This is a genomic window from Serratia sp. ID 25-353, assembly GCF_054792795.1.
In genome coordinates, this window is the sequence record NZ_CM139236.1 from 3,434,006 (window position 1) to 3,460,352 (window position 26,347).

The 26,347-nt window shown below is 61.2% G+C and carries 25 protein-coding genes; 14 read left to right on the forward strand and 11 right to left on the reverse strand.

Annotated features, from left to right (window positions below):
• The first annotated feature begins 63 nt into the window (after positions 1-63).
• Positions 64-2,790 carry a two-component sensor histidine kinase BarA gene (gene barA / locus ACYF6X_RS16660; protein ID WP_063991391.1) on the forward strand — a complete coding sequence of 909 codons (2,727 nt, stop codon included), beginning with the start codon at positions 64-66 and terminating at the stop codon, positions 2,788-2,790.
• 66 nt (positions 2,791-2,856) lie between these two features.
• On the opposite strand, the gene degP is transcribed toward barA, so the two are convergent.
• Entirely contained in the window at positions 2,857-4,296 is a 1,440-nt protein-coding gene (degP, locus tag ACYF6X_RS16665) for a serine endoprotease DegP (RefSeq protein ID WP_033637134.1), read from the reverse strand.
• 179 nt (positions 4,297-4,475) lie between these two features.
• Positions 4,476-5,993 carry a dGTPase gene (gene dgt / locus ACYF6X_RS16670; RefSeq protein WP_130018496.1) on the reverse strand — a complete coding sequence of 506 codons (1,518 nt, stop codon included), beginning with the start codon at positions 5,991-5,993 and terminating at the stop codon, positions 4,476-4,478.
• A gap of 129 nt (positions 5,994-6,122) precedes the next feature.
• On the opposite strand from dgt, the gene mtnN reads away from it, so the two are divergent.
• The 4 genes from mtnN (at position 6,123) to ACYF6X_RS16690 (ending at position 8,695) form a co-directional block, all read left to right on the forward strand.
• Entirely contained in the window at positions 6,123-6,824 is a 702-nt protein-coding gene (gene mtnN, locus ACYF6X_RS16675; RefSeq protein WP_063991393.1) for a 5'-methylthioadenosine/S-adenosylhomocysteine nucleosidase, read from the forward strand.
• A gap of 22 nt (positions 6,825-6,846) precedes the next feature.
• Positions 6,847-7,632, forward strand: coding sequence for a vitamin B12 ABC transporter substrate-binding protein BtuF (gene btuF / locus ACYF6X_RS16680; protein WP_107226808.1), 786 nt, complete (start codon positions 6,847-6,849; stop codon positions 7,630-7,632).
• Positions 7,632-8,246 carry a TRIC cation channel family protein gene (locus ACYF6X_RS16685; protein WP_063991394.1) on the forward strand — a complete coding sequence of 205 codons (615 nt, stop codon included), beginning with the start codon at positions 7,632-7,634 and terminating at the stop codon, positions 8,244-8,246. The genes btuF and ACYF6X_RS16685 overlap by 1 nt, the downstream gene beginning before the upstream one ends.
• A 200-nt stretch (positions 8,247-8,446) precedes the next feature.
• Positions 8,447-8,695 (forward strand): hypothetical protein, encoded by a 249-nt coding sequence (locus tag ACYF6X_RS16690; protein ID WP_130018495.1) that lies wholly within the window; start codon positions 8,447-8,449, stop codon positions 8,693-8,695.
• Positions 8,696-8,751: 56 nt separating this feature from the next.
• Here ACYF6X_RS16690 and erpA read toward each other — a convergent pair whose 3' ends face one another.
• Both erpA and clcA read right to left on the reverse strand, forming a co-directional pair.
• On the reverse strand, positions 8,752-9,096 hold the full coding sequence (gene erpA, locus ACYF6X_RS16695; protein ID WP_033649222.1) for an iron-sulfur cluster insertion protein ErpA: 345 nt from the start codon (positions 9,094-9,096) through the stop codon (positions 8,752-8,754).
• A gap of 89 nt (positions 9,097-9,185) precedes the next feature.
• Positions 9,186-10,625, reverse strand: coding sequence for a H(+)/Cl(-) exchange transporter ClcA (clcA, locus tag ACYF6X_RS16700; RefSeq protein ID WP_033637129.1), 1,440 nt, complete (start codon positions 10,623-10,625; stop codon positions 9,186-9,188).
• 174 nt (positions 10,626-10,799) lie between these two features.
• On the opposite strand from clcA, the gene hemL reads away from it, so the two are divergent.
• Positions 10,800-12,089, forward strand: a complete 1,290-nt coding sequence (gene hemL, locus ACYF6X_RS16705; RefSeq protein WP_049272773.1) for a glutamate-1-semialdehyde 2,1-aminomutase — start codon at positions 10,800-10,802, stop codon at positions 12,087-12,089.
• Between the two features lie 60 nt (positions 12,090-12,149).
• Here hemL and ampE read toward each other — a convergent pair whose 3' ends face one another.
• Complete coding sequence (gene ampE / locus ACYF6X_RS16710; RefSeq protein WP_041033292.1) at positions 12,150-13,004, reverse strand: beta-lactamase regulator AmpE; 855 nt, start codon at positions 13,002-13,004, stop codon at positions 12,150-12,152.
• Positions 13,004-13,600 (reverse strand): 1,6-anhydro-N-acetylmuramyl-L-alanine amidase AmpD, encoded by a 597-nt coding sequence (gene ampD / locus ACYF6X_RS16715; RefSeq protein ID WP_063991396.1) that lies wholly within the window; start codon positions 13,598-13,600, stop codon positions 13,004-13,006. The genes ampE and ampD overlap by 1 nt, the downstream gene beginning before the upstream one ends.
• 84 nt (positions 13,601-13,684) lie before the next feature.
• On the opposite strand from ampD, the gene nadC reads away from it, so the two are divergent.
• The 4 genes from nadC (at position 13,685) to hofC (ending at position 17,845) form a co-directional block, all read left to right on the forward strand.
• A complete protein-coding gene (gene nadC / locus ACYF6X_RS16720) occupies positions 13,685-14,575 on the forward strand; it encodes a carboxylating nicotinate-nucleotide diphosphorylase (protein ID WP_063991397.1) in 891 nt (296 codons plus the stop codon).
• 188 nt (positions 14,576-14,763) lie between these two features.
• On the forward strand, positions 14,764-15,201 hold the full coding sequence (gene ppdD, locus ACYF6X_RS16725; protein WP_149558883.1) for a prepilin peptidase-dependent pilin: 438 nt from the start codon (positions 14,764-14,766) through the stop codon (positions 15,199-15,201).
• Positions 15,202-15,206: 5 nt separating this feature from the next.
• On the forward strand, positions 15,207-16,649 hold the full coding sequence (gspE, locus tag ACYF6X_RS16730; protein ID WP_130017893.1) for a type II secretion system protein GspE: 1,443 nt from the start codon (positions 15,207-15,209) through the stop codon (positions 16,647-16,649).
• Positions 16,646-17,845 carry a protein transport protein HofC gene (gene hofC, locus ACYF6X_RS16735; RefSeq protein WP_130017892.1) on the forward strand — a complete coding sequence of 400 codons (1,200 nt, stop codon included), beginning with the start codon at positions 16,646-16,648 and terminating at the stop codon, positions 17,843-17,845. Before gspE ends, hofC begins: the two co-directional genes overlap by 4 nt.
• A gap of 52 nt (positions 17,846-17,897) precedes the next feature.
• Here hofC and ACYF6X_RS16740 read toward each other — a convergent pair whose 3' ends face one another.
• Positions 17,898-18,941: a GMP reductase gene (locus tag ACYF6X_RS16740; RefSeq protein ID WP_015376656.1), complete on the reverse strand. Its 1,044-nt coding sequence runs from the start codon at positions 18,939-18,941 to the stop codon at positions 17,898-17,900.
• Positions 18,942-19,303: 362 nt separating this feature from the next.
• Between ACYF6X_RS16740 and coaE the strand changes: the two genes are divergently transcribed.
• The 3 genes from coaE to yacG are packed head-to-tail and all read left to right on the forward strand — an operon-like array spanning position 19,304 to position 20,919.
• Positions 19,304-19,918, forward strand: coding sequence for a dephospho-CoA kinase (gene coaE, locus ACYF6X_RS16745; protein WP_060706233.1), 615 nt, complete (start codon positions 19,304-19,306; stop codon positions 19,916-19,918).
• A 5-nt stretch (positions 19,919-19,923) separates the two neighbouring features.
• Positions 19,924-20,676, forward strand: a complete 753-nt coding sequence (zapD, locus tag ACYF6X_RS16750; protein WP_063991401.1) for a cell division protein ZapD — start codon at positions 19,924-19,926, stop codon at positions 20,674-20,676.
• Positions 20,677-20,727: 51 nt separating this feature from the next.
• Positions 20,728-20,919, forward strand: a complete 192-nt coding sequence (gene yacG, locus ACYF6X_RS16755; protein ID WP_004932737.1) for a DNA gyrase inhibitor YacG — start codon at positions 20,728-20,730, stop codon at positions 20,917-20,919.
• Between the two features lie 39 nt (positions 20,920-20,958).
• Here yacG and mutT read toward each other — a convergent pair whose 3' ends face one another.
• The 3 genes from mutT to secM form a co-directional block, all read right to left on the reverse strand.
• The gene (gene mutT, locus ACYF6X_RS16760; RefSeq protein ID WP_028127851.1) at positions 20,959-21,363 is read right to left on the reverse strand and encodes an 8-oxo-dGTP diphosphatase MutT; all 405 of its coding nucleotides are present in this window, start codon (positions 21,361-21,363) and stop codon (positions 20,959-20,961) included.
• An 80-nt stretch (positions 21,364-21,443) separates the two neighbouring features.
• Positions 21,444-24,152 carry a preprotein translocase subunit SecA gene (gene secA, locus ACYF6X_RS16765; RefSeq protein ID WP_063991402.1) on the reverse strand — a complete coding sequence of 903 codons (2,709 nt, stop codon included), beginning with the start codon at positions 24,150-24,152 and terminating at the stop codon, positions 21,444-21,446.
• 82 nt (positions 24,153-24,234) lie between these two features.
• Positions 24,235-24,765 carry a secA translation cis-regulator SecM gene (secM, locus tag ACYF6X_RS16770; RefSeq protein ID WP_063991403.1) on the reverse strand — a complete coding sequence of 177 codons (531 nt, stop codon included), beginning with the start codon at positions 24,763-24,765 and terminating at the stop codon, positions 24,235-24,237.
• Between the two features lie 26 nt (positions 24,766-24,791).
• Between secM and ACYF6X_RS16775 the strand changes: the two genes are divergently transcribed.
• On the forward strand, positions 24,792-25,307 hold the full coding sequence (locus ACYF6X_RS16775) for a DUF721 domain-containing protein (protein WP_130017891.1): 516 nt from the start codon (positions 24,792-24,794) through the stop codon (positions 25,305-25,307).
• A gap of 105 nt (positions 25,308-25,412) precedes the next feature.
• Here ACYF6X_RS16775 and lpxC read toward each other — a convergent pair whose 3' ends face one another.
• A complete protein-coding gene (lpxC, locus tag ACYF6X_RS16780; RefSeq protein WP_004932754.1) occupies positions 25,413-26,330 on the reverse strand; it encodes a UDP-3-O-acyl-N-acetylglucosamine deacetylase in 918 nt (305 codons plus the stop codon).
• Positions 26,331-26,347 lie beyond the last annotated feature (17 nt).

The following is a 26,347-nucleotide window of genomic DNA, read 5'->3' on the forward strand; positions in this document are numbered from 1 at the left end:
TGTCGATTGTGTGCTGGTTCATTAAGCTAGTGTCAGCTGTCAATTCTCCCACATTGGAATCCCATGACCAAATACAGCCTGCGTGCGCGCATGATGATCCTGATTCTGGCCCCGACCTTGCTGATTGGTTTGCTGCTCAGCACCTTCTTCGTCGTGCACCGCTATAACGAGCTGCAGGAGCAATTGGTCGACGCCGGCGCCAGCATCATCGAGCCGCTGGCGGTGGCCAGCGAGTACGGCATGACGTTCCGCAGCCGCGAATCGGTCAGGCAATTGGTCAGTCTGTTGCACCGCCGCCATTCGGACATCGTGCGTTCGATCACCGTGTTCGATGCGCAGAACAACCTGTTCGTCACCTCCAATTATCACCACAACTTCGCTCAGCTGCAGTTGCCGAAAGGCGTGCCGTTGCCCACCGAACTGATGCTCACCCGACGCGGCGATTCGCTGATCCTGCGCACGCCGATCCTGTCGGAAAGCCAGTATCCGGATGAAACCGCCGACGGCGGCAGCCATCCCGACAACAACCTGGGCTATGTGGCGATCGAGCTGGATCTGCAGTCGGTGCGGCTACAGCAATACAAAGAGGTGTTCGTCTCCACCCTGCTGCTGTTGCTGTGCATGTGCATCGCCATCCTGTTCGCTTACCGCCTGATGCGCGACGTGACCGGTCCGATCCGCAACATGGTGAACACCGTCGACCGCATCCGCCGCGGTCAGCTCGACAGCCGCGTGGAGGGCTACATGCTCGGCGAGCTGCACATGCTGAAGAACGGCATCAACTCGATGGCGATGTCGCTCACCGCCTATCACGAAGAGATGCAGCAGAACATCGATCAGGCCACCTCCGACCTGCGTGAAACGCTGGAGCAGATGGAGATCCAGAACGTCGAGCTGGATCTGGCGAAGAAACGCGCGCAGGAGGCAGCGCGCATCAAGTCCGAATTCCTGGCCAACATGTCGCACGAGCTGCGTACTCCGCTCAACGGCGTGATTGGCTTCACCCGCCAGATGCTGAAAACCGATCTGAGCGCGACCCAGACCGATTATTTGCAGACCATCGAACGCTCGGCCAACAACCTGCTGACCATCATCAACGACGTGCTGGACTTCTCCAAGCTGGAGGCCGGCAAGCTGGTGCTGGAGCATATTCCGTTCGCCCTGCGTGAAACGCTGGACGAAGTGGTGGTGCTGCTGGCGCCCAGCGCCCACGATAAGGGGCTGGAGCTCACGCTGGATGTGCACAACGACGTGCCGGAGCAAGTGATCGGCGACTCGCTGCGCCTGCAGCAAATCATCACCAACCTGCTGGGCAATGCCATCAAGTTCACCGAAACCGGCAATATCGACATTCGCGTCGAGCTGCGCAAACAGCTGGATCGCCGGGTGGAAGTGGAGGTGCAGATCCACGACACCGGCATCGGCATCTCCGAACGCCAGCAGTCGCAGCTGTTCCAAGCGTTTCGTCAGGCGGACGCCAGCATCTCCCGCCGCCACGGCGGCACCGGGCTGGGGCTGGTGATCACGCAAAAACTGGTGAAGGAGATGGGGGGCGATATCTGCTTCCACAGCCAGTTGAACCGCGGCTCGACCTTCTGGTTCCACATCACGCTGGATCTGAACGAGGGCATGCTGTCGCTGGCGCCGAGCCTGCCGGATCTGAACGGCAAAACGCTGGCCTACGTCGAATCCAATCCGACGGCGGCGCAGGCGACGCTCAACATGCTCAGCGTTACGCAGTTGGTGATCACCCATTCGCCGACGCTGGCCCAACTGCCGCCAGGCCATTATGACTTCCTGCTGGCCGGCGTGCCCATCCCGTTCCGCGCCAACATGGCGCAGCACGAGGACAAATTGCTGGCCTCGCTGAAGCTGGCCGATCGGGTGATTCTGGCGCTGCCGTGCCAGGCGCAGATCGATGCCGAGCTGCTCAAGCAACAAGGCGCACTCGGCTGCCTGATCAAGCCGATCACCAGCACCCGGTTGTTCCCGCTATTGAGGATGGAGGCGCCGGCGCGCCTCACCGCGCAGCCTGAGCGTAAACGCCTGCCGCTGACGGTGATGGCGGTTGACGACAACCCGGCCAACCTGAAGCTGATCGGCACACTGCTGGGGGAACAGGTAGAAAAAACCCTGCTGTGCGAGAGCGGCGAGGAAGCGCTGGCGCTGGCGCGCGACAACGTGCTGGATCTGATCCTGATGGACATTCAGATGCCGAAGATGGACGGCATTCACGCCAGCGAGCTGATCCGCCAGTTGCCGCATCACAACTCCACGCCGATCGTCGCCGTTACCGCCCATGCCGCCAGCGGCGAGCGCGAGCACCTGCTGCAGGCCGGGATGGACGACTATCTGGCCAAACCGATCGACGAAAAAATGCTGACCCGCGTGCTGTCGCGCTACCACAGCGGCGACGTGGAAAACGCCATCGCCGACGACACGCCGCTGTCGCTCGACTGGCCGCTGGCGCTGCGTCAGGCGGCCAACAAACCGGACCTGGCGCGCGATTTGCTGCAAATGCTGCTCGATTTCCTGCCGCAGGTGCGCGAGCGGGTACAGGCGCTGCTCGACGGCCAGCATGACGACGAGATCCTCGATTTGATCCATAAGCTGCACGGCAGTTGCAGTTACAGCGGCGTGCCACGCCTCAAGCAGCTGTGTTTCTACCTCGAGCGGCAGCTGCGCCAGGGCATCACCAACGACGAACTGGAGCCGGAGTGGCTGGAGCTGTTGGATGAGATTGAACTGGTGATCCACGCGGCGCGCGCGCATCTGGCGCAACCCGCCTGAATCCTCAGGCCATAACGCAAAAAGGCACGCCGCAGCGTGCCTTTGTTTTTTAACGCCTGACGCTTATCACTGCGCCAGCAGGTACAGCTGGCTCTCGCCGCGCTGAATATTCAACGCCAGCACCGACGGCTTGCTGTCGAGGATTTTACGCAGCTCGCCCAGGTTCTGGATCGGCTGCTGGTTCACGCCCAGGATCACATCGCCCTTTTTCAGGCCGATACGCGCCGCGGCGCTGCCGGCTTTCACGCTGTCGACCTTGACGCCCTTCACGTTGCCGACCTGGGTGTTGCTCAGCTCGGCGCCTTCGATGCCGGTGTAGATATTGCCCGAGGCCACCTGGGTCTGCGCGCTTTGCTCCAGCGTGACGTCAATCGTTACCGGCTTGCCGTCGCGAATAATGCCCAGCGACATCTTGCTGCCGACCGGCAATGTACCGATCTCCGCCCGGAACGAGGCAAAGCTGGAAATGGCCTTGCCGTTCATGGTGACGATCACGTCGCCGGCTTTAATGCCCGCTTTCGCCGCGGAAGACTTCGGCATCACCTGGCTGACAAAGGCCCCGCGCTGCGCGTCGACCTTCATCGCCTTGGCCAGCTCAGAGTTCAGCTCAGTGCCCATGATGCCCAGCTCGCCGCGTTTCACCTGGCCATATTCGACCATTTGCGCCGTCAGGTTTTTCACCATGTTGCTCGGAATGGCGAAGCCGATACCGATGTTACCGCCGTCCGGCGCCAGGATCGCGGTGTTGATGCCGATCAGCTCGCCGTTCAGATTAACCAGCGCACCGCCGGAGTTACCGCGGTTGATCGCCGCATCGGTCTGGATAAAGTTTTCGTAGTTTTCGATGTTCAGGCCGCTGCGCCCCAGGGCGGATACGATGCCCGAGGTGGCGGTTTCACCCAGCCCATACGGGTTGCCGATCGCCACGGTGTAATCGCCGACGCGAAGCTGATCGGAATCCGCCATCTTGATCGCCGTCAGGTTCTTGAAGTCTTTCAACTGGATCAGCGCGATATCGGAACGCGGATCCTTGCCGATCACCTTGGCGTCGAAACGTCGGCCGTCGCTCAGCTGCACCTGGATCTTGTTGGCATTGTCCACCACGTGGTTATTGGTCACCACGTAGCCCTTGGCAGCATCGATGACCACCCCGGCGCCCAGCGCCTGGAATTTCTGCTGCGTGCCCTGCGGCTGGCCATCCGGCCCAGGCTGTTCGCCGCCCTGACACATCGGCGAGCCCTGGAACGGCGAACCGTCCTGACAGAACGGCGAATCTTCGCCGAAGAACTGTTGGAACTGCTGCGGCATGCGCGGCGTATTGACCGTGGTGCTACCCTCAACGTTAATGCTCACCACGGAAGGCATTACCTTTTCCAGCATCGGCGCCAGGCTCGGCAGCTGTTGGGTGCTGGATGAGGCGGTTTCAGCGGCGCTGGCCGTGACCGGGCCCATCGCCATACCGATACTGAATGCCAGTGCGCTCAGAACTAATGCGGTTTTTTTCATCTGTGTGTCTCTTATAAAGTCGTTCAAAAAGAATGATTGTCTTGCGTGCTTATTCAGAGTTAATTAATAGCCCGAAGTTCCGGCACAGATGATTGGCAATAGTAAACAAATATTGTCCGTCTTTACAAAACTCGAGACAGCCAACCGGTTGGAATTGCTGAAATTATTCTTCAGATCAATTATTCCGCCGCCATCAATCGACGATATTCATCATAGGCGTAAAGGTCGGTCATTCCGCTGATATAGTCCTGCAATAAACGCGCGCGGAAATAATATTCCCGAATGGCTTGCTGCTCCGGCGATAAATGCTGCAGCCCCTCTACCGCCTCCGCATACGCCAGCCGATGCTTGGTGGACAGCTTGTGGAACAGGCGCGTTTCGATCGGGTAAGCGCGATGACTGTCCTCGCGCACCAGCTGGCTGAAGTCCGCCAGCGACATCGCCAACAGCGGGCTGTAAATGTCCAGCAGGCCGCTGATCACCCGGTAGCCTTGCAGCTCGAGCTGCTCGACCTCCGGGTGGTTGAACACGTGCTTGAACGCCACATTTTTAAATATTTTCAGCAGCTGGTACGCCGGGCTGGAGTCCTCCAGCAGCGCCTGATTGAAACTGCCCTGATAGACCGCGTCCAGATTGTCGATAAAGCGTTGCGCCGCGTGCGGCACCAGCCGCGCCACGGTAAACACCCGCAGATACATGAAGAACTGATCTTCCGCGCTGCGCCGCGCGCCGCCGCGATCGATCTTGCGAAACGCGCTGGCGACGGTCTTGTCGAACAGATCGCCCGGCACCACCTCGCCCCACTCCTGAATCAGGTGCTGATACAGCTGCTCGACGGTGAAAATGCTCTTCTCCACCGCGTCTTCCAGATCGGCCACGCAGTACGAGATATCGTCGGCGGCCTCCATGATATAGGTCAGCGGGAAACGATCGAACTCGCCCATGTGCAGCTCGCGCCGCAGCCGATCGACGAAGGCCTCTTCCGCCAGATAGTAGCCGGGCTTTTTCATCAGGTAACTGTGGCTGGCGGGGATGTCGCTCGCCCAGTAGGCCGGGCGGGTGTATTTCAAAATGCAGCCGACCTGCGCATAGGTCAGGTTGAGCTTGAGCAGGCTGTACACCATGCGGATCGCCTGGGCATTGCCCTCGAAGTGGCTGAGATCCTGACGGATCCGGCTGCGCAGCCGGTTCAGATCGCTCTCCCCCTCATGCAGGCGCAGCGTCGCCACCAGGCAGCGATCGTGGCTGCCCGGCTCGCTGCCGCAGCTGGCGGGATCGAGCCGTTGGGCGAACCAGTCGTTGATCGCCGACTCGCCGAAGTGACCGAACGGCGGATTGCCGATGTCGTGCATCAGGCAGGCCATTTCCACGATGCTTTCAAACGGATCGAGCAGCCGGGTCAGGCCGAGCTCATCAATTCTCCCCGCCTGTTTGAAGCGGTTGAGGATCTCTTTGGCGATGTGGCGCCCAACCTGCTGCACCTCCATCGAGTGCGTCAGGCGGCTGCGCACCGCCGCGTTGCGCTCCAGCGGAAACACCTGGGTTTTTTGCTGCAGACGGCGAATGGCGGCCGAGTTGACGATGCGCCCGCGATCGCTCTCGAACTGCCGCACGATGTCGTACTCTTCCTCGGCCTCGATCGGTTTGCTGAAAGGCCGTTGGAAGCTGATTTTTTGCTTGAAGTCGATCCCGGACATCTGTTTCTCCGCCGTTGCGCCCTGCCCCCGTGATAACAATTCCCGGCAGCGGATGCAACGCATTATCTCTCATACACAGCCATGATAGACTATGCCGCAATTCTCACGGCCAATCAGCGAGTGTTATTTATGAAAGTAGGCATCATCGGCGCAATGGAGCAGGAAGTCACCCTGCTGCGCGATCAAATCGAAAACCGTCAAACTATCCAGCGCGCAGGCTGCGAAATCTACACCGGCCAAATTGGCGGCGTTGACGTGGCCCTGCTGAAATCCGGCATCGGTAAAGTCTCGGCGGCCATGGGCACCACTCTGCTGCTGGAACACTGCAGCCCGGACTTGGTGATCAACACCGGTTCCGCCGGCGGCCTGGCCAGCACGCTGCGCGTGGGCGATATCGTGGTGTCGGAAGAAGTGCGCTACCACGACGCCGACGTCACCGCTTTCGGCTACGAGCCGGGCCAGATGGCCGGCTGCCCGGCGGCGTTCGTCGCCGACGACGCGCTGATCGCGTTGGCGGAAGGCTGCATCAAACAGCTGGATCTGCACGCGGTGCGCGGCCTGATCTGCAGCGGTGACGCCTTCATCAATGGCGCCGAACCGCTGGCGCGCATCCGCGCGACCTTCCCGCGCGTCGCCGCCGTGGAAATGGAAGCCGCGGCGATCGCCCACGTCTGCCATCTGTTCGGCACGCCGTTCGTGGTGGTGCGCGCCATTTCCGACGTCGCCGACAGCGAATCGCACATGAGCTTTGACGAGTTCCTGGTGGTAGCGGCCAAGCAGTCTACGCTGATGGTCAACGCCATGCTGCAAACCCTGGCCAAGCGCGGTTGATGTGAGGCTGCGCTTCACCTCGATGCTCTGTCTGTTGGCGCTCTGGCTGGCCATGCCGGCCGGCGCCGCTCAGCGGGTGATCAGCCTGGCGCCCAACGCGACCGAACTCGCCTATGCCGCCGGCATGGGCGATGTGCTGGTGGCGGCGAGCGCCTATTCCGATTATCCGCCGCAGGCCGCCAAGCTGGAGCAGGTGGCCTCCTGGCAGGGCATCAATCTGGAGCGGGTGCTGGCGCTCAAGCCGGACCTGATCCTCGCCTGGCGCGGCGGCAATCCACAGCGCGTGCTGGATCAGCTCGCCGCGTTCGGCATCCCGATCTTCTATGCGGACGCCGATAATCTCGAAGGGATCGCCGGCTTGCTGGACAAGCTGGCGCAATACAGCCCGCACCCGGAGCAGGCGCATCAGGCGGCGGAAGGCCTTCGCCGCCAGTTCGCCGCTCTCAAACAACAGTATGCCGCTAACCCATCGCGGCGCGTGCTGCTGCAGTTCGGCACCCAGCCGCTGTTCACCAGCGCCGGCGCCACATTGCAAAGCCAGGTGCTGGCGCTGTGCGGCGGGCAGAACGTCTTCGCCGACAGCCGCACCCCTTGGCCACAAATCAGCCGCGAGCAGGTGTTGGCGCGCCAGCCGCAGGCCATCGTCATCACCGGCGGCGCGAAAGAAGCCGCCAATGTGAAAGCCTTCTGGGCGCCGCAGCTGCAGGTGCCGGTGATCGCGCTGAACGAAGACTGGTTCAACCGCGGCGGGCCGCGCATCCTGTTGGCGGCGCAGCAGCTGTGCCGCCAGCTGGCGGAGATCCGCTGATGCTGGTGTTCTGGTTGGATATTCTCGGTACGGCGGTGTTCGCCATCTCCGGCGTACTGCTGGCCGGCAAGTTGCGCATGGATCCGTTCGGCGTGCTGGTATTGGGCGTGGTCACCGCGGTCGGCGGCGGCACCATCCGCGACATGGCGCTGGCCAACGGCCCGGTGTTCTGGGTCAAGGATCCCACCGATCTGGTGGTGGCGATGATCACCTGCGTCTTGACGCTGCTGCTGGTGCGCCAGCCGCGCCGTCTGCCGCAGTGGGTGCTGCCGGTGCTGGACGCCGTCGGGCTGGCGGTGTTCGTCGGCATCGGCGTCAACAAGGCCTTCGCAGCCGGCACCGGCCCGCTGGTGGCAATCTGCATGGGGGTGATCACCGGCGTCGGCGGCGGCATTATCCGCGACGTGCTGGCGCGCGAGATCCCGATGATCCTGCGCACCGAAATTTACGCCACCGCCTGCATCATCGGCGGCATCGTGCACGCCACGGCGTTTTACACCTTCAGCATGCCGCTGCAACAGGCCATGATGCTGGGCATGATCATCACCCTGGTCATTCGACTGGCGGCCATCCGCTGGCACCTCAAACTGCCCGCCTTTATTCTCGAACGCTGAGCCGTCGCCCTGTGGGGCGACGCTTGGCAACGCCGCACCTGGTGATTTATTAGACTAAAAACGGGTTTGGTGATATTATTTTCGTCCGAAAAATAGCGTAGCGACGATGTAAAATTCTGTTATCCGCAGGTTAATCCCCTCCCCGCGCTGTTAAAACTTTTTAACTTTTTGCCGATAAGTCATCACAAGATGGCTTACGGATGACTATTCCCGCAATGATGAAAAAAATGCTGCTTGCCTGCTGTGGTGCCCTGCTGAGTGGCACCGCGTATGCCGATGCCGTCAGCGGCCAGATCGGCGTTACCCTGACCATTGAACCGCAATGCGCCGTGCGTCTCGAGGCCGACATCCCACAGGCCGAATGCAGCCACGCGACGGCGCAGCCGAACATCATCCACAGCCCACCGGCACAGGAGAACGGTGCGGAAGTGATCCTCGTGGAATGGTAGGCATAAAAAAACCCGCCGGCCGTAAGGCGAGCGGGTTGATATTCTGACTGGCAAACTCAGATGCTGAACGACGAACCACAACCGCAGGTGGTTTTGGCATTCGGGTTGGTCACCACGAAGCGCGACCCTTCCAGCCCTTCGGTGTAATCCACCGAACCGCCGACCAGATACTGTAGGCTCATCGGATCGACCACCAGCGCCACGCCCTGCTTCTCGATGGTCATGTCGCCATCGTTGACCTTGTCGTCAAAAGTGAAGCCGTACTGGAATCCGCTGCAGCCGCCGCCGGTAATGTAAACCCGCAACTTCAGGTTCGGATTTTCTTCGTCAGCAATCAGGAACTTAACCTTGCTTGCTGCTGCCTCGGTAAATTGCAGGGGCAGTGCCGTTTGATCACTCATACTCTTTACTCCCAACATTGTTCAGCATCAGATCGCGACTATGGCTGCCTGATTAATATTAACGATTATCCGATACCTGAGTGTTGCGTTCAAGTATTCACCGCATTTGTTGTATTTTCCTTACCTGTTTTCTCCGCCGCTTCCCGCGCCAGCTGCGCCTCCTGTCTTTGCAGCGTGCGGGCCAGGATCGACGAATACAGCGGCTTGCCGCCGAGCAGCTGCGCCACCACCGTAGCGCCGAGGCAGGTGATGATCATCGGTAAAATCAGTTGGTAGTTGTCGGTCATTTCCAGCACCAGCACGATACCGGTCAGCGGGGCGCGCACCGTGGCGGCGAACAGCGCCCCCATGCCGGCGATGGCGAAGGTGCCCGCCTCGATGCCGTACTGCGGGAACAGGTGCGCCCCCGCCAGCCCAAAAGCGGTGCCGAACAGCGTGCCCAGCGCCAGCATCGGCGCGAAGATGCCGCCCGGCGCGCCGGAGCCGAAGCACAGCAGCGTAGTGAAGATGCGGGTGATAAAGATGAACATCAACATGCCGACGCTGTAATTGCCCGCCGCGGCGATGGGGATCAGCCCAAAGCCGCCACCCGCCGCCTCCGGCTGGATCAGCCCCAGAATACCGCACACGCCGCCGAGCAGCCCGCCCATCAGCAAGACATTGCGCATTCTGCCGCCGTGCAGGCGCGCAAACATATCCTGAGTGCGGAAGATCAGCGCGTTGAATCCCACGCCCACCGCGCCGAATATCGCCCCCAGCACCAGATAGAGCCACAGGGTATTAATGGGCGCCGAAGAAAGTTTATCGACCGCGATCACCGAGCCCTGGCCGTTAAACAGCTGGAACACCACGCTCGACATGATAACGCCGATAAACACCGCTTTAATCGAGATCAGGTTGTAGCGGAACTGCGGCCGCATCTCTTCGATGATGAACAAGATGCCGGCCAGCGGCGCGTTGAACGCGGCGGACAGCCCGGCGGCGGCCCCGGTCGCCAGCAGCGTATGACGCGCCTCGGCGCCGCGAATGCGCAGCACGTCCAATACCATGCGCCCGACGTTGCCGCCCATTTGCACCGTGGGCCCTTCGCGCCCCAGCACCATGCCCGCCCCCAGCGTGCCCATGCCGCCGATGAATTTCACCGGGATCACGCGCCACCAGCGCACTGGCCGCAGCTCCTCCAGCGCGCCTTCGATCTCCGGAATACCCGAGCCGCCCGCCTCAGGCGCAAAGCGCCGCACCAGGTAATAACCCAGCGCCGCCAGCGCGGCGGACAGGATAAACGCCAGCGGCCACACCAGGATCCAGGAATCGGCGACCTGCGCCAGTGAAGCCAGCCGCTGCTGCTGCACCCACTCCACCGCCTTATCGAAGGCCACGCCGAGCAAACCGGCCAGCGTCCCCACCAGCGCGGCCATCACCAGGATCGCCACCGGGGTCTTATCGCGGCGAATAAACTGACGCACCGCATCGCTGCGGCTAAGACGCGGGCTCAACGTCCCGACTGGCTGTGATTGTGATTCCGTCATCGCGAGTAATTCGTCAGGTAATTTGTAATACAAATAGGCAAGACGGTTATTCTACCCCAACCCGGTGGCGGGCGCTGCCGTTAATGGTATCTGACTGTGATCGTTTCATAACGCGGCGCTCTCCTCTAGAATAGCGCGGTCAAATCATTCAAAAGAGAATCCAGGAGCCGATTTATGAGCCTACACAGCAAGTCCGAAAGTCTGTACGCCCAGGCGCAACAGTTGATCCCCGGTGGGGTGAACTCTCCGGTGCGTGCATTCACCGGCGTAGGCGGTGTGCCGCTGTTTATCGAGCGGGCAGACGGGGCTTACCTGTTCGATGCCGACGGCAAGGCCTATATCGACTATGTCGGTTCCTGGGGGCCGATGGTGCTGGGGCATAACCACCCGGCGATCCGCGACGCGGTGATTGAAGCGGCGCAGCGCGGCCTGAGCTTCGGCGCACCGACCGAGATGGAAGTCAAAATGGCGCAGTTGGTCACCGAACTGGTGCCGACGATGGATATGGTGCGCATGGTGAACTCGGGCACCGAAGCCACCATGAGCGCCATCCGCCTGGCGCGCGGCTACACCAACCGCGACAAAATCATCAAGTTCGAAGGCTGCTACCACGGCCACGCCGACTGCCTGCTGGTGAAAGCCGGTTCCGGCGCGCTGACCCTCGGCCAGCCGAACTCACCGGGCGTGCCGGCCGACTTCGCCAAGCACACCCTGACCTGCACCTATAACGACCTGGATTCGGTGCGTGCCGCCTTCGAGCAGTACCCGTCCGAGATCGCCTGTATCATCGTCGAGCCGGTTGCCGGCAACATGAACTGCGTGCCGCCGCTGCCGGAATTCCTGCCGGGCCTGCGCGCCCTGTGCGACAAGTACGGCGCGCTCTTGATCATCGATGAAGTGATGACCGGCTTCCGCGTGGCGCTGGCCGGCGCACAGTCCTATTACGGCGTCGAGCCGGATCTGACCTGTCTGGGCAAAATCATCGGCGGCGGCATGCCGGTGGGCGCCTTCGGCGGCCGCCGCGACGTGATGGACGCGCTGGCGCCGACCGGCCCGGTCTACCAGGCGGGCACCCTGTCCGGCAACCCGATCGCCATGGCGGCGGGCTATGCCTGCCTGACCGAAGTATCACAGGTAGGCGTGCACCAGACGCTGACCGAACTGACCGAAATGCTGGCCGCAGGCCTGCTGCATGCGGCGCAGGAAGAGAATATCCCGCTGGTGGTCAACAACGTCGGCGGCATGTTCGGCCTGTTCTTCACCGACGCGCCGACAGTGACCTGCTATCAGGACGTGATGCAGTGCGACGTGGAACGCTTCAAGCGCTTCTTCCACCTGATGCTGGAGGAAGGGGTGTATCTGGCGCCGTCCGCCTTCGAAGCGGGCTTCATGTCCGTGGCGCACAGCAAGGAAGACATTCAGCGCACCATCGACGCCGCGCGTCGCTGCTTCGCCAAGCTGTAATCCCGGCCGAATGGCCAAAAAAACGGGCGCCTCGGCGCCCGTTTTGTTTTTCGCAGCCGCTTAAAGCAGCGTGCCGTAAATGGTCAACAGCGCCACTACCACCACGATGATCATCGTCACCTTGCGCGCCAGCGTCACCGCCGCCCGCGGCGTTTGCACCGGATCCATATGCGGATCGCGCGCCAGCGAGAACTGCGCCAGCCGCGTCAACACCTGATACGACGACGAATGCCGATCCCCCAGCGAGGCGAACCAGGCCGGCAGCGCACGCTCGCCGTGGCCGAACAGCGCATAGGCCACCCCGGCCAAACGCACCGGGATCCAGTCCAGCCAGTTCAGCAGGTGATCGATGCCCGATTGCGAACGCTCCAGCGGCGTATTGTGGCGCGCCAGCCAGGTTTGATAGGCGCGCAGGAAGGCATACCCCGCCAACGCGATCGGCCCGTAAGGCCCAAAGACCACGAACCAGAACAGCGGCGCCAGGTAATAGCGGAAGTTGATCCACAGCAGCGCGTTTTGCAGCTCGCGCAGGCGCAGCTCTTCGCTGCAGTCCACCGGCAAACCGTGGATCAACGCCAGCTCTTCCGCCATCTGATCGCTGGCGTGGGTATCGCCCTGCCGCGCCGCTTTCAGGTAGGCGCGGTAGTGTTTGCGCTTGATGCCGGCGCCGACGCACAGCAGGTCGATGACGATCCACAGCAGCAGCGTCACCACGCCGAAGAACAACCCGTGCGACAGCCACAGAACGCCCCAGACGATCACCATCCAGGCGGTGGTCATCGCCAGCGTCTGCGCCAGCGAAACCCGATGCAGCCGCTGAAACACCACTTCGAGACGGTGATCCAGCTGCCAGTGTTCTCCCAGCTTAAACAGGCGCTCCCAGGCCAAAACCAGCAACAGCGTAAACAGCGTCATTAGCGATTCCTCTCCCTTTTTCTTGTCTCAAGCATAGCGTCGGCGGGCGCGCCGCGTTGTTCCAGAGATGCCAGATAGCGATCCCAATCGAACGCCGGTCCGGGATCGGTCTTGCGGCCGGGAGCGATATCGCAATGCCCGGCGATATTGGCCACCAGCGGCGGATAACGTTCGGCCAGCAGCGCGGTGACCGCCTGCAACCTGTGGTATTGCGCCTCGGTGTAAGGCAACAGATCGGTGCCTTCCAGCTCGATGCCGATGGAGAAATCGTTGCACCGATCGCGCCCCTGATACAGAGAAACGCCCGCGTGCCAGGCGCGTTGGTCGAAGGGCACATACTGCACGATCTCCCCGTCGCGGCGGATCAGACAGTGCGCCGACACCCGTAGCTGATGGATCTCGGCGAAATAGGGGTGCTGCGCGGGATCGAGCGTGCCGGTAAACAGCTGGTCGATATAGGGGCCGCCGAACTCGCCGGGCGGCAGGCTGATGTTGTGGATGACCAGCAGCGAGGGGGGCTCGTCATCCGGGCGCCGATCGCAGTGCGGCGAGAGCACTCGCGTCACCCCGACAATCCAGCCATTTTCCAACTGCATCAGACACCTCTCTACGGTGGTACTTATTCCTGCAACAGAGTAGCATGTTCCCCTACGATCTAACCGTCCATTTCGGAGTTTTCCATGCCGACACGCCGCTACAGTGCCGACAGTCGCCGCACCGAGCTTCTTGAACGAATTGAAAGTGATATTCCCTATGCCGTCGCCCAGGCGCTGCGCGAAGACTTGGGGGGTGAAGTCGACGCCGGGCGCGATATTACCGCGCAATTGTTACCGGCGGACAAGCAGGCCGAAGCCACCGTCATCACCCGCGAAGCCGGCGTGTTCTGCGGCCGCCGCTGGTTGAACGAAGTCTTTATTCAGTTGGGCAACCAGGTGCAGGTGGAGTGGCTGGTGGCGGACGGCGACCGTCTGACGCCGAACCAACCGCTCTGCCGGCTGCACGGCCCCGCGCGGGTGATGCTGACCGGCGAGCGCACCGCGCTGAACTTCGTGCAGACGCTCTCCGGCGTGGCGACCGAGGTCAGCCGCTACGTGGCCCTGCTGGAAGGCACCCGGACTCGCCTGCTCGATACCCGCAAGACCTTGCCCGGTCTGCGCACCGCGCTGAAATACGCCGTGCTGTGCGGGGGCGGCAGCAACCACCGGCTGGGGCTGTCCGACGCCTTCCTGATCAAGGAAAACCACATCATCGCCTCCGGCTCTATCAAGAACGCGGTGGAAAAAGCCTTCTGGCTGCACGCCGATGTGCCGGTGGAAGTGGAAGTCGAATCGCTCGATGAACTGCAGCAGGCGCTGGACGCCGGTGCCGACATCATCATGCTGGACAACTTCAGCGTCGAGATGATGCGCCAGGCGGTCGCCCAAACCCAAGGGCGCGCCCAGTTGGAAGTGTCCGGCAACGTCACCAGCGAGACGCTGCGCACCTTTGCCGAGACCGGCGTAGATTACATATCGGTCGGCGCACTGACCAAGCACATCACTGCACTCGATCTGTCAATGCGCTTCAAATGATCCCCTCGCCCCCGGCCGCTGTCGGGGGCGTCACCGAAAAATTGCGAACCCCCTCGCATCGTTTTTTTCACCGCTGCAAACGACATCATTACTGATGGAAGCGCGCCGAGAAACGCGCAAAAGCCCCTCGCCGTGCCCCCGAGCAAGCCGCTACCGTTGTCTTCCACACCCAATGGAGGAAATAACGCATGGAAACGCAACGCGGCTTTACCCTGATAGAACTGATGGTGGTGATCGCCATCATCGCCATCCTCAGCGCTATCGGCATTCCCGCCTACCAACGCTACATCCAGAAAGCGGCGATGACCGACATGCTGCAAACCATGGCGCCGTATAAACTGGCGGTCGAGCTGTGCGTGCTGGACGAGGGCGCACCCACCGGCTGTGAGGCCGGCAGCAAAGGCATTCCCACCGGCGGCACGTCGCGTTACGTCAGCGGGGTGAAAGTCGTCAAAGGCGTGATCACGCTGACCGGCACCCAAACGCTGCAGGGGCTGGCGGTGGCACTAACCCCCAAATCGAACGCCGAGGGGCTGACCCGCTGGAGCCGGCTGTGCAGCAGCGAAAACGCAACGCTGGTTGAAGTGTGTCAGGAAGTCTTCCGCTTCGACAATGCGGCGGAGTAACGGCGATGAACGCGCAAATCAGCGAAGAGGTTCATGCCCTGTGCCGGCGCTATCAGGCGCTGGCGCTGAACGAAGATCCGACCACCCTGACGGTCGCGCTCAACGAAGAAGCGCCGCAGGGGCTGCTGGCGGCGCTGCGTTTCGCCACCGGCAAGCGCATCCATCTGGAACACTGGCCGGCGGCCAGGCTTGAGCAGGCGCTGAACCAACGCCACGAATCGCTGTCGGCGCCGCTGGCAGCCGAAGAAGACACCGCCGACATCGCCTACCTCGACGACGGCGATGCGCCGGTGGTGCAGTTCATCAACCAGACGCTGCGCTTGGCTATTCAGCGCCGCGCCTCGGATATCCACTTCGAGCCCTTTCGGCAGCATTTTCGCATTCGTCTGCGCATCGACGGCGTGCTGCAAACCCTCGCCTCACCGCCGCCACAGCTGGCCGCGCGCCTCATCGCCCGGCTGAAGATCCTCGGCCAGTTGGATATCGCCGAGCGCCGTCAGCCTCAGGACGGGCAACTCAGCCTGACGCTGGATAGCGCGCGCTATGCCATGCGTATCGCCACCCTGCCGACGCTGCACGGCGAAAAGGTAGTGCTGCGCGTTCAGCAGGGTGAGCAGCAGGAGCTGCCGCTGGATCAACTGGGCATGAGCCGGGCAGATCTGGCGCGCTACGCGGCGGCGCTGGCCTGCCCGCAAGGTTTGATCCTGGTGACCGGCCCGACCGGCAGCGGCAAGACGGTAACGCTGTACAGCGGTCTGCGCCAGTTGAACGATGCACAAAGCAACCTGTGCAGCGTCGAGGATCCGATCGAGATACCGCTGTTCGGCGTCAATCAAACCCAGATCAATGCCAAAACCGAGCTGAGTTTCGCCCGGGTGCTGCGCGCCCTGCTGCGCCAGGATCCGGATGTCATCATGATCGGCGAGATCCGCGATGCGGAAACCGCCGAGATCGCGGTCAAGGCCGCGCAAACTGGCCACCTGGTGCTGTCGACGCTGCATACCAACTCCACCGGCGAAACCCTGACGCGCCTGATGCACATGGGCATCCCCGGCTACCTGCTCGCCGGCTGCCTGAAGCTGGTCGTCGCGCAGCGGCTGGTGCGCAGGCTGTGTCGCCACTGCCGCTACCCGCACAGCCTGCCCACGCATTTTCCCGCAGCGGTCTGGCCAGATCCGCTGACCGCCTGGCGCGCCGACGGCTGCGAGCATTGCTTCGGCGGCTACTATGGTCGCATCGGCGTGTATGAGCTGTTGGCCATTACGCCGGAAATACAGGCGGCGTTGCTGGCGAGCGCCGCGCCCAGCCTGCTGGCAGATGTCGCCCGCGAGCAGGGGCAGCTTTCGCTGCTGCAGGCCGGGCTGGCGCTGGCCGCCGAAGGCACGACCTCGCTGGAAGAACTGTACCGTGTGATCGACGTCGTCCAGCTCGGCGTAACCGCACCATGAAAGCGCGCCGGCTGTTTCTGTGGCAGGCTTTCGACGCTCAGGGCGCCTTGCGCCGCGGCGAACTGATGAGCGATGAAAAACGACAGGTGAGCCGATTACTGATCGAACAAGGCATGCAACCGTGGCGGATCAGGCACGGCAAGCGCGTCACGCCTGGCCAGTGGCGCGGAGAACCCTTAATCCACTTCACCCGCCAACTCGCTACCCTATTGCAGGCCGGGCTGCCGCTGGTCAATACGCTGCAGCTTCTGGCGGCAGAGCACCCTTCGCCAGCCTGGCGTTGCCTGTTGCGCCAGTTGGCAGAACAGGTGCGCGAAGGGCTGCCGCTCTCCGAAACCCTTGCCGCGCAACCAGGCATTTTTCCGCCTATTTATCGCCAGCTGATCGCCATCGGCGAACTGACCGGTAACCTCGATCGCTGCTGCCTGCAGCTGGCACAGCAGCAGGAAGCCCAGCTGATGTTGCGCCGCAAAGTGACCAAAGCGCTGCGCTATCCCCTCTTCATCTGTGCGGTGGCGCTGCTGGTCAGCGTGCTGATGTTGGTGATGGTGCTGCCGGAGTTCGCCAAGGTTTATCAATCGTTCGATGCGCCGCTGCCCTGGTTTACCCAAGGGTTATTGAGGTTATCCGCGCTGCTGATCGCCGTTGGCCCCTATTTGGCGCTGCTGCTCGGCGCATTGCTGTTCGGCTACTGCCGCTGGCTGCATCCGCGCCCTCCGTGGCGCCAACGTGAACAGGCTGCCTTGCTGCGCCTGCCGCTGATCGCCCGGCTGGTGAGCGGCGGCGCGTTGAGCCAAACGTTTCGTATTCTGACCATGACCCAACGCGCGGGGCTGACGCTGGTGGAAGGTTTGAACGCGGCGGCGCTGGCGGCTGACCATCTGCTGTACCGACAGGCGCTGGAGCAGGTGCAGCGGCGGATCGCCGAAGGTGAGGCGTTTCATCATGTCCTTGGCCTGCAACCGCTGTTTCCGCCGCTGTGTCGGCAGCTGGTGCGGGTGGGCGAAGAATCCGGTTCGCTGGACGCCTTGCTGGATAAATTGGCGCAGTGGTACGAACGGCAGACGCACGAGTTGGCCGATACGCTGGCGCAAACGCTGGAGCCGCTGCTGATGCTGGTGGTGGGCGGGATTGTCGGTGCTTTGGTGATCGCCATGTACCTGCCTATTTTTCAACTGGGCAGCGTGCTGGGATAAAGAAAAGGATAACGGGCGCCGCTGTGCGCTGCGCCCGAATGCAAGGTGTGGCTTATTTGCTGCCGAAGACGCGGTTTTCCTGCTCCGCCACGCGGATAAAGGTGGTGCGCTTGGTCAGCTCTTTCAGGCGCTCGGCACCGACGTAGGTACAAGCGGAACGCAGGCCGCCGAGGATATCGCGCACGGTGAACTCCACCTCGCCACGCAGCGGCAGCTTGACGGTTTTGCCTTCGGCCGCGCGATACTCAGCCACGCCGCCGACGTGGCGCTTCATCGCCGACTCGGAGCTCATGCCGTAGAACAGCATGAACTTCTCGCCGTTCTCTTCCACGACGGTGCCTTCGCACTCGTCGTGGCCGGCCAGCATACCGCCCAGCATCACGAAGTCAGCACCGCCGCCGAAGGCTTTGGCGACGTCGCCTGGCACCGAGCAGCCGCCGTCGCTGACGATTTGACCGCCCAGCCCGTGGGCCGCATCGGCGCATTCGATCACCGCCGACAGCTGCGGGTAGCCCACGCCGGTTTTCACGCGGGTGGTACAGACTGAACCCGGGCCGATGCCGACCTTAACGATGTCGGCGCCGGAGAGGATCAGCTCTTCCACCATTTCGCCGGTCACCACGTTACCGGCGCAGATCACGTGATTCGGGCAGGCTTCGCGCGCTTTCTGCAGGAAAGCGACGAAATGTTCAGAGTAGCCGTTGGCCACGTCGATGCAGATGAATTTCAGCGCCGGAGATAGAGCCAGGATCTGTTGCATTTTGGCGAAGTCGGCTTCGGAGGTGCCGGTGGACACCATCACGTGGCGCAGCACCGATTCCGGCATACGCTGCACGAAGTCAGCCCATTGCTCGACGCTGTAATGTTTGTGTACCGCGGTGAGAACGTCGAAAGAAGCCAAGGCCTCAGCCATGCGGAAGGTGCCCACCGTGTCCATGTTGGCGGCGATAATAGGCACGCCGGACCAGCTGCAACCTGAATGCTTGAAGGTAAACTGACGTTCCAGTTCAACCTCGGAACGGCTTTTCAGCGTGGAGCGCTTAGGGCGGATCAACACGTCTTTAAAGCCCAACTTCAAATCTTCTTCAATACGCATGACTTATGATTTCCTGGTTAATGGCGACGGATCGCAAGGAGGATGTTCGAATCTCTGCCCGACGGCTTTCCAGTGGCGCAAAAAGACGGCGGCGAGATTAATGCCAGTTCCAGTGACGTTATAATACGCGCTAATAATCGCCGAACAAGACTGCGAATTCGCCTTTATTTACGCTACAATCCGACAAATTTACCTGCATAATCGCAGTGTGATTGCCCGCTCATTTTTGCCGTGCCGCTGCGCTTTTTCTCGCCGTCCGATCGGTGCCGATGCGCAAGCGCCGCCTGCCGACTTGCACTTCTGCGCGATCGCTTTATGATTCGACTATTATTTTTTTATGAACATCGGATGCACCTAACACCATGGCCTACATTGTTGCGTTGACCGGGGGCATAGGCAGCGGCAAGACGACCGTCGCGAACGCCTTTGCGCGCCACGGCGCAACCCTTGTTGATGCTGACGTGATCGCCCGTCAGGTCGTCGAGCCGGGCACCCCTGCCTTGACCGCGATCGCCGAGCGATTTGGTAATGAAATGTTGCTGCCGGACGGCGCATTGAATCGAGCTGCGCTGCGTCAGCGCATCTTCAGCCATCCCGATGACAAAACCTGGCTGAACCAGCTGCTGCATCCGCTGATACACCGTGAAACCCAGCGCCAACTGGCGCAGGCCACCAGCCCGTACGCGCTGTGGGTGGTGCCGCTGCTGGTGGAAAACGGTCTGCAGGATCGCGCCGATCGGGTGCTGGTGATCGACGTTGACGCCGAAACCCAGCTGGCTCGCACCATCGCACGCGACGGCGTCAGCCGTGAGCAAGCGCAAAGCATTCTCGCCGCCCAGGCCACGCGCCGGCAGCGCCTCGCCGTGGCGGATGACATTATTGACAACAGCGGCGCCGCTCAGGGGATAGAGCCACAGGTCGCCGCACTGCATCGTCGCTACCTTGAACTGGCGGCAACAGCGCCCCAACAGGATTAAACTGCATGAGTGATGTTTCCCCAACCGTTCTCTTTGAACACCCGCTGAACGAAAAAATGCGCACCTGGCTACGCATCGAATTTCTGCTGCAACAGCTGCACGGCCAACGCGCCCTGAGTGAAACCGCCATCGCCCTCACCTTCTTTCGCACCGTCTCCGACTTGCTGGACGTGCTGGAGCGCGGCGAAGTGCGCACCGAACTGCTCAAAGAGCTCGAGCGCCAGCAGCAGAAACTGTTGGCCTGGGCCGATGTGCCGGGCGTGGATATGGCGCTGATCGACCAGTTGCGCAGCCAGTTGAAGTCGCGCTCATCGGCGCTGATGGCGGCGCCGCGCCTCGGCCAGGCGCTGCGCGAAGATCGGCTGATCGGTCTGGTGCGCCAGCGGCTGAACATTCCCGGCGGCTGCTGCAGCTTCGATCTGCCGACCCTGCACATGTGGATGCACGCACCGCAGCAGGATCGCGATGCCGACGTCGCCGCCTGGCTGCAGTCGCTGGATCCGCTGAACCAGGCGCTGATCATGGTATTGGATCTGATCCGCCAATCCGGGCCGTTCCGCAATCAAATCAGCCTGAACGGCTTTTTCCAGGACAACGCCGAAGGGGCGGATCTGCTGCGCCTGCGCCTCCATCTGGCGCCGCAGCTTTATCCGCAGATTTCCGGCCACAAGACGCGCTATGCCATTCGCTTCCTGCCACTGGATAGCGAAAATGGCGTGGTGCCTGAACGCCTGACGTTCGAACTGGCCTGTTGTTGAACTTGTGCAAGAAAGCCTTCTCAGCACTGACAGAAGGCGTAAGGAACCGTTATGACGACCGTAGTAAAATGCCCAACCTGTGGCACCGGCGTGGTTTGGGGCGAAGTCAGCCCGTTCCGGCCGTTTTGCAGCAAGCGCTGCCAGCTGATCGATCTCGGCGAGTGGGCCGATGAAGAGAAGCGCATTCCAAGCAACAGCGATCTGTCGGAAAGCGAAGACTGGAGTGAAATGGACGACCGTTGATCGTCCGCGATTGGCCTGGTGCCCGCCAGGCCAATCTTGTTATTGCGCGGCGTTAGCCTGCGCTACCAGCAGTTGAATAATGCCGACGTTGGCTTCCGGGAACTCGTCTTCACGCAGATCTGCCTGTTTTACCCAGCGCATCGGTTGCCCCTCGCGGCCGAACGGCTCGCCCGCCCAGGCTTCCACCAGATAAAAATTCAGCGTCACGATACGGTCGCTGAAGCGGTGCTCCACCACCTCCAGCAGTTCGGCGCGTTCGGCTTCGATACCGGTCTCTTCCCGCAGCTCGCGGCTCAGCGCCTGTTCCGGCGTTTCACCCTGTTCGATCTTGCCGCCGGGAAACTCCCAGAATCCGGCCATGTGCGCGTCGGCGGCGCGGCGGGTAATAAAGATCTCCCGTTGCGCATTACGGATGATGCCCACGGCGATATTCAAATGTTTCATCTCACCCTCCTGATGGGTGTCAAAAAACAGGGGCTCAGCAAGCTGAACCCCTGGGTGTTATCGGTTAACCGCAGCCGGCATTACTGCAGGCGGCCGTGGCACTGCTTGTATTTCTTGCCGGAGCCGCATGGGCACGGATCGTTGCGGCCCACTTTACGCTCGGCGGTCGCCGGTGCGTTCGGATCTTCGGTCACCAGCGCGTTCTCGTCGTGGTGGCTCAGCTGTTGGTGCTGCGCCAGGCGCTCGGCTTCTTCACGGCGCTGCTGTTCCAGCGCTTCCACCTCTTCCGGCATCCGCACCTGAACCTTGCTCAGCACGCTGATCACTTCATATTTCAGCGATTCCAGCATGGTGGCGAACATGTTGAAGGATTCGCGCTTGTACTCCTGCTTCGGATCCTTCTGCGCATAACCGCGCAGGTGGATACCCTGACGCAGGTAGTCCATCGCCGCCAGGTGCTCTTTCCACAGGGAATCCAGCGTCTGCAGCATCACGCCCTTCTCGAAGTTGCGCATCATTTCGCTGCCGACCACGTCTTCCTTACGCTGGTACTGCTCTTTGGCGTTCTCCAGAATACGTTCGCGCAGCGTCTCTTCGTGCAGCTCCGGCTCTTTATCCAGCCATTGTGCGATCGGCATTTCCAGATCGAAGTCGTTCTTCAGGCGTTCTTCCAACCCCTGAATGTCCCACTCTTCTTCCAGAGACTGCGGCGTGATGTAGTTGTCGATGGTGCTCTTGAACACGTCCTCGCGGATGCTGGCGATGGTTTCGCTCACGTCGGACACGTCCAGCAATTCGTTACGCTGGCTGTAGATAGCGCGGCGCTGATCGTTGGCGACGTCGTCGTATTCCAGCAGCTGCTTACGGATGTCGAAGTTGCGGCTCTCTACCTTGCGCTGGGCGTTGGCGATCGCCTTGGTCACCCACGGGTGCTCAATCGCTTCGCCTTCTTTCATACCCAGTTTACGCATCATGCCGGATACGCGATCCGAGGCGAAGATACGCATCAGGGCATCTTCCATTGACAGGTAGAAGCGGGATGAACCGGCATCGCCCTGACGACCGGAACGGCCGCGCAGCTGGTTATCGATACGGCGCGATTCATGGCGCTCGGTGCCGATGATATGCAGGCCGCCCGCCGCCAACACCGCGTCGTGGCGCACTTTCCAGGCCGCTTTGATGGCTTCGATCTGCTCTTCGGTTGGCTCTTCCAACAGCGCCACTTCGGCCTGCCAGCTGCCGCCCAGCACGATATCGGTACCACGGCCCGCCATGTTGGTGGCGATGGTCACCGCACCGCTCTGGCCGGCCTGGGCGACGATGTCCGCTTCCATAGCGTGGAATTTGGCGTTCAGCACCTTGTGCTCGATGCCCGCTTTGGTCAGCTCATGGGAAACTACTTCGGATTTCTCGATTGAGATGGTACCCACCAGCACCGGCTGACCTTTGGCGGTACGCTCGCGGATGTCTTCGATGATGGCGCCGATCTTCTCTTTCTCGGTCATGTACACCAGATCCGGCATGTCCTTACGGATCATCGGACGGTTGGTTGGCACCACGATGGTGTCCAGCTTGTAGATCGAGCTGAATTCGAAGGCTTCGGTATCGGCGGTACCGGTCATCCCAGCCAGCTTCTCGTACAGACGGAAATAGTTCTGGAAGGTGATCGAAGCCAGCGTCTGGTTCTCGTTCTGGATCTCCACGCCTTCTTTGGCTTCCACCGCCTGGTGCAGGCCATCGGACCAGCGGCGGCCCTGCATGGTACGGCCGGTGTGTTCGTCGACGATGATGACTTCGCCGTCTTTCACGATGTAGTCAACGTCGCGGGTGAACAGCACGTGGGCGCGCAGCGCGGCGGTAACGTGATGCATCAGCATGATGTTGGTCGGTGAGTACAGCGACTCTCCCTCATCCATGATGCCGGCTTCCACCAGCATCTCTTCAATCAGGATCAGGCCGCGTTCGGTCAGGTGGACCTGGCGCGCCTTCTCATCCACCGAGAAGTGCCCTTCTCCCTTGAAGGTGTCGGAGTCTTCTTTTTCCTGGCGGATCAGTTTAGGGATCAGCTTGTTGACCTTGATGTACATCTCGGAGCTGTCTTCGGCCGGGCCGGAGATGATCAGCGGCGTACGCGCTTCATCGATCAGGATGGAGTCCACCTCATCCACCAGCGCATAGTGCAGTTTGCGCTGCACGCGCTCTTCCGGGCTGAACGCCATATTGTCGCGCAGGTAGTCGAAGCCGTATTCGTTGTTGGTGCCGTAGGTGATGTCGGCGGCGTAAGCTTCACGCTTGGCCGGCGCCGGCATGCCCGGCAGGTTGATGCCGATGCTCAGGCCGAGGAACTCGAACAGCGGACGGTTGTTTTCGGCGTCACGCTGCGCCAGATAGTCGTTGACGGTCACAACGTGCACGCCGCGGCCGCTCAGGGCGTTCAGGTAGGCCGGCAGCGTCGCAGTCAGGGTTTTACCTTCACCGGTACGCATCTCGGCGATGCAGCGGTCGTTCAGCACCATGCCGCCCAGCAGCTGCACGTCGAAGTGACGCATGCCGAACACGCGCTTGCTCGCCTCACGCACCACGGCGAAGGCTTCAGGGATCAGGCTGTCCAGCGACTCGCCTTTCTCCAGGCGCGCGCGGAACTCGTTGGTTTTCGCTTTCAGCTCGTCATCGGACAGTTTTTCCATGTCCGGTTCCATGCGGTTGATCTGCTCAACCACTTTGCGCATGCGGCGCAGAGTACGATCGTTACGGCTGCCAAAAACTTTGGTTAATAATTTCACTAACATGATGTTTGATATCTCTGTCATGACGGCCGAATACGGCAGTCAACTTGCTATTATTTATGGTTTTTGTGCCCTAAGGGCGGAGTCAGACGAGCGCGGCAGGCCCGGCACGAATGCCCTGTACCTGCGCCACCCACAGGCCGGTCTGGTGCCGTGCCAGCGTTGGCAGCACCTCAAGGTGGGTGTGGCGAATGATGGTCGGCGGCTTCGGCTCGTGCGTCAGCAGCGCGTTGAGGGTAGAAAGCAGCGCCAATTGCGCGACCTGCAAAGGGGGTTCCGCTTCGGCTTCGCTCTCCTGCACCCGCGCATAAACCGCCTGCGGCGCCAGCGCGAAAGAGAGGTGACGAATGACGGTGCGCAGCGCATGTTGCTGCCAATAATCTACGCTGAAGGTAGGACGGCGATGCGCGTCCTGCAGCAGGGCCAGGCTGTTGAAGGTGCCGTTGGCCGAATTTTGCCGGTTTAGGCTGGACGACGCATTCGGCAGTGCGGCCTGATCGGGGGCGCCGGACAAATTGGAAGACGCGCCAAGCGTGGCCGCAACCATCCCTAACAGGAGATGGGGCCAGAAATAACGTCTGCCAAATTGTCGCCAACGATTTAGAATACCGATCACGAGTTTATAATCCGCCGGAGCCCATTATGCGCGATAGCCGTCCACAATTATTAGATGTCCTGTTCGACGACGCGTCTGCCGGCAGCAAAGGGCCGCTGCATAACGTCCAGCAACGCGCGGTGGCGCTGCTCAAGCTTAACCGTGCAGTGAAGGGCCTGTTGCCCGCTCCCCTGCAGCCCTGGTGCCGCGTCGCGAATTTCCGACAGGGTATTTTAGTGCTCGAAACGGCAAATGCCAGCTGGATGATGCGCTTGCGCTACGAACAACCCGCTCTGCTGTCTGCACTACGAGCGCAAATTCTACCATCATTGTCGTCGATCGACATCAGGATTAATCCGGCCTTGATGGCGAAAGGCAGCCACCAGGTGCAAAACGCAGAGAAAGCGCCGGTAAAACCCGTGCCGATGCGGCATTTGAGTCTGGAAAGTGCGGAAGAGCTGAGAGGGTTGGCGAGCCGTAGCCCGGAGAAACTGCGCAAGATATTGGAACGGCTGGCTGCATTGGCCGGAGAGGGTACCAACACAACCAGTCGTGATAAGTGATCAGCGACACAACTGCAAAACATCAGACGGCATCACGAGCCTGAATTCTCAGGCTCTCAGAGGATGCGCCTGCCGTTATTCTGCAGCAGGCGAGGAATTCAGACCTTACGCCAATACGGTGGACGGTGCCTTGAATGCCAACGGCATTTCGGCTTCGTCCTGGAAGGTCACGTATTCCCACGCTTCCTGCTTGGCCAGTACGGCCTGCAGCAGTTTGTTGTTCAACGCGTGGCCAGACTTGAACGCGGTGAACGCGCCAATGATGTTGTGGCCGCACATGAACAGGTCGCCGATGGCGTCCAGCATTTTGTGACGTACGAATTCGTCTTCGAAACGCAGACCGTCTTCGTTCAGCACGCGGTAGTCATCTACCACGATAGCGCAATCGAAGCTGCCGCCCAGGGCCAGGCCGCGAGACTGCAGGTATTCGATGTCGCGCATAAACCCGAAGGTGCGCGCGCGGCTGATTTGACGCACGAACGACTCAGCCGAGAAATCGAGACGATAGCGCTGAGAGCTGGCGTCGATAGCCGGGTGGTTGAAGTCGATGGTGAAGTCCAGGCGGAACCCGTTATGCGGGGACAACTCGGCCCATTTGTCGCCATCTTCAACACGCACGGTCTCTTTCAGACGCAGGAATTTCTTCGCCGAGTTCAGTTCTTCGATGCCGGCATCCAGCAGCAAGAACACGAACGGACTGGCGCTGCCGTCCATGATTGGGATTTCAGCGGCGTCGACTTCGATGACGATGTTGTCGATGCCCAACCCAGCCAGCGCGGCGTTGAGGTGCTCAACGGTCGAAATACGCACGTCATGCTCATTCACCAGGCAAGTACAGAGCATGGTATCACGCACGGATTTTGCATCAGCCGGAAAATCAACCGGTGGATTCAAGTCAGTGCGACGATAGATGACCCCGGTATTAGCCGGCGCTGGGCGCATTGTCAGCGTGACTTTCTTGCCGGTATGCAAACCGACACCAGTCGCCTGAACAATACGTTTTAATGTCCTTTGTTTGATCATCGTTTTATCTCGCAATG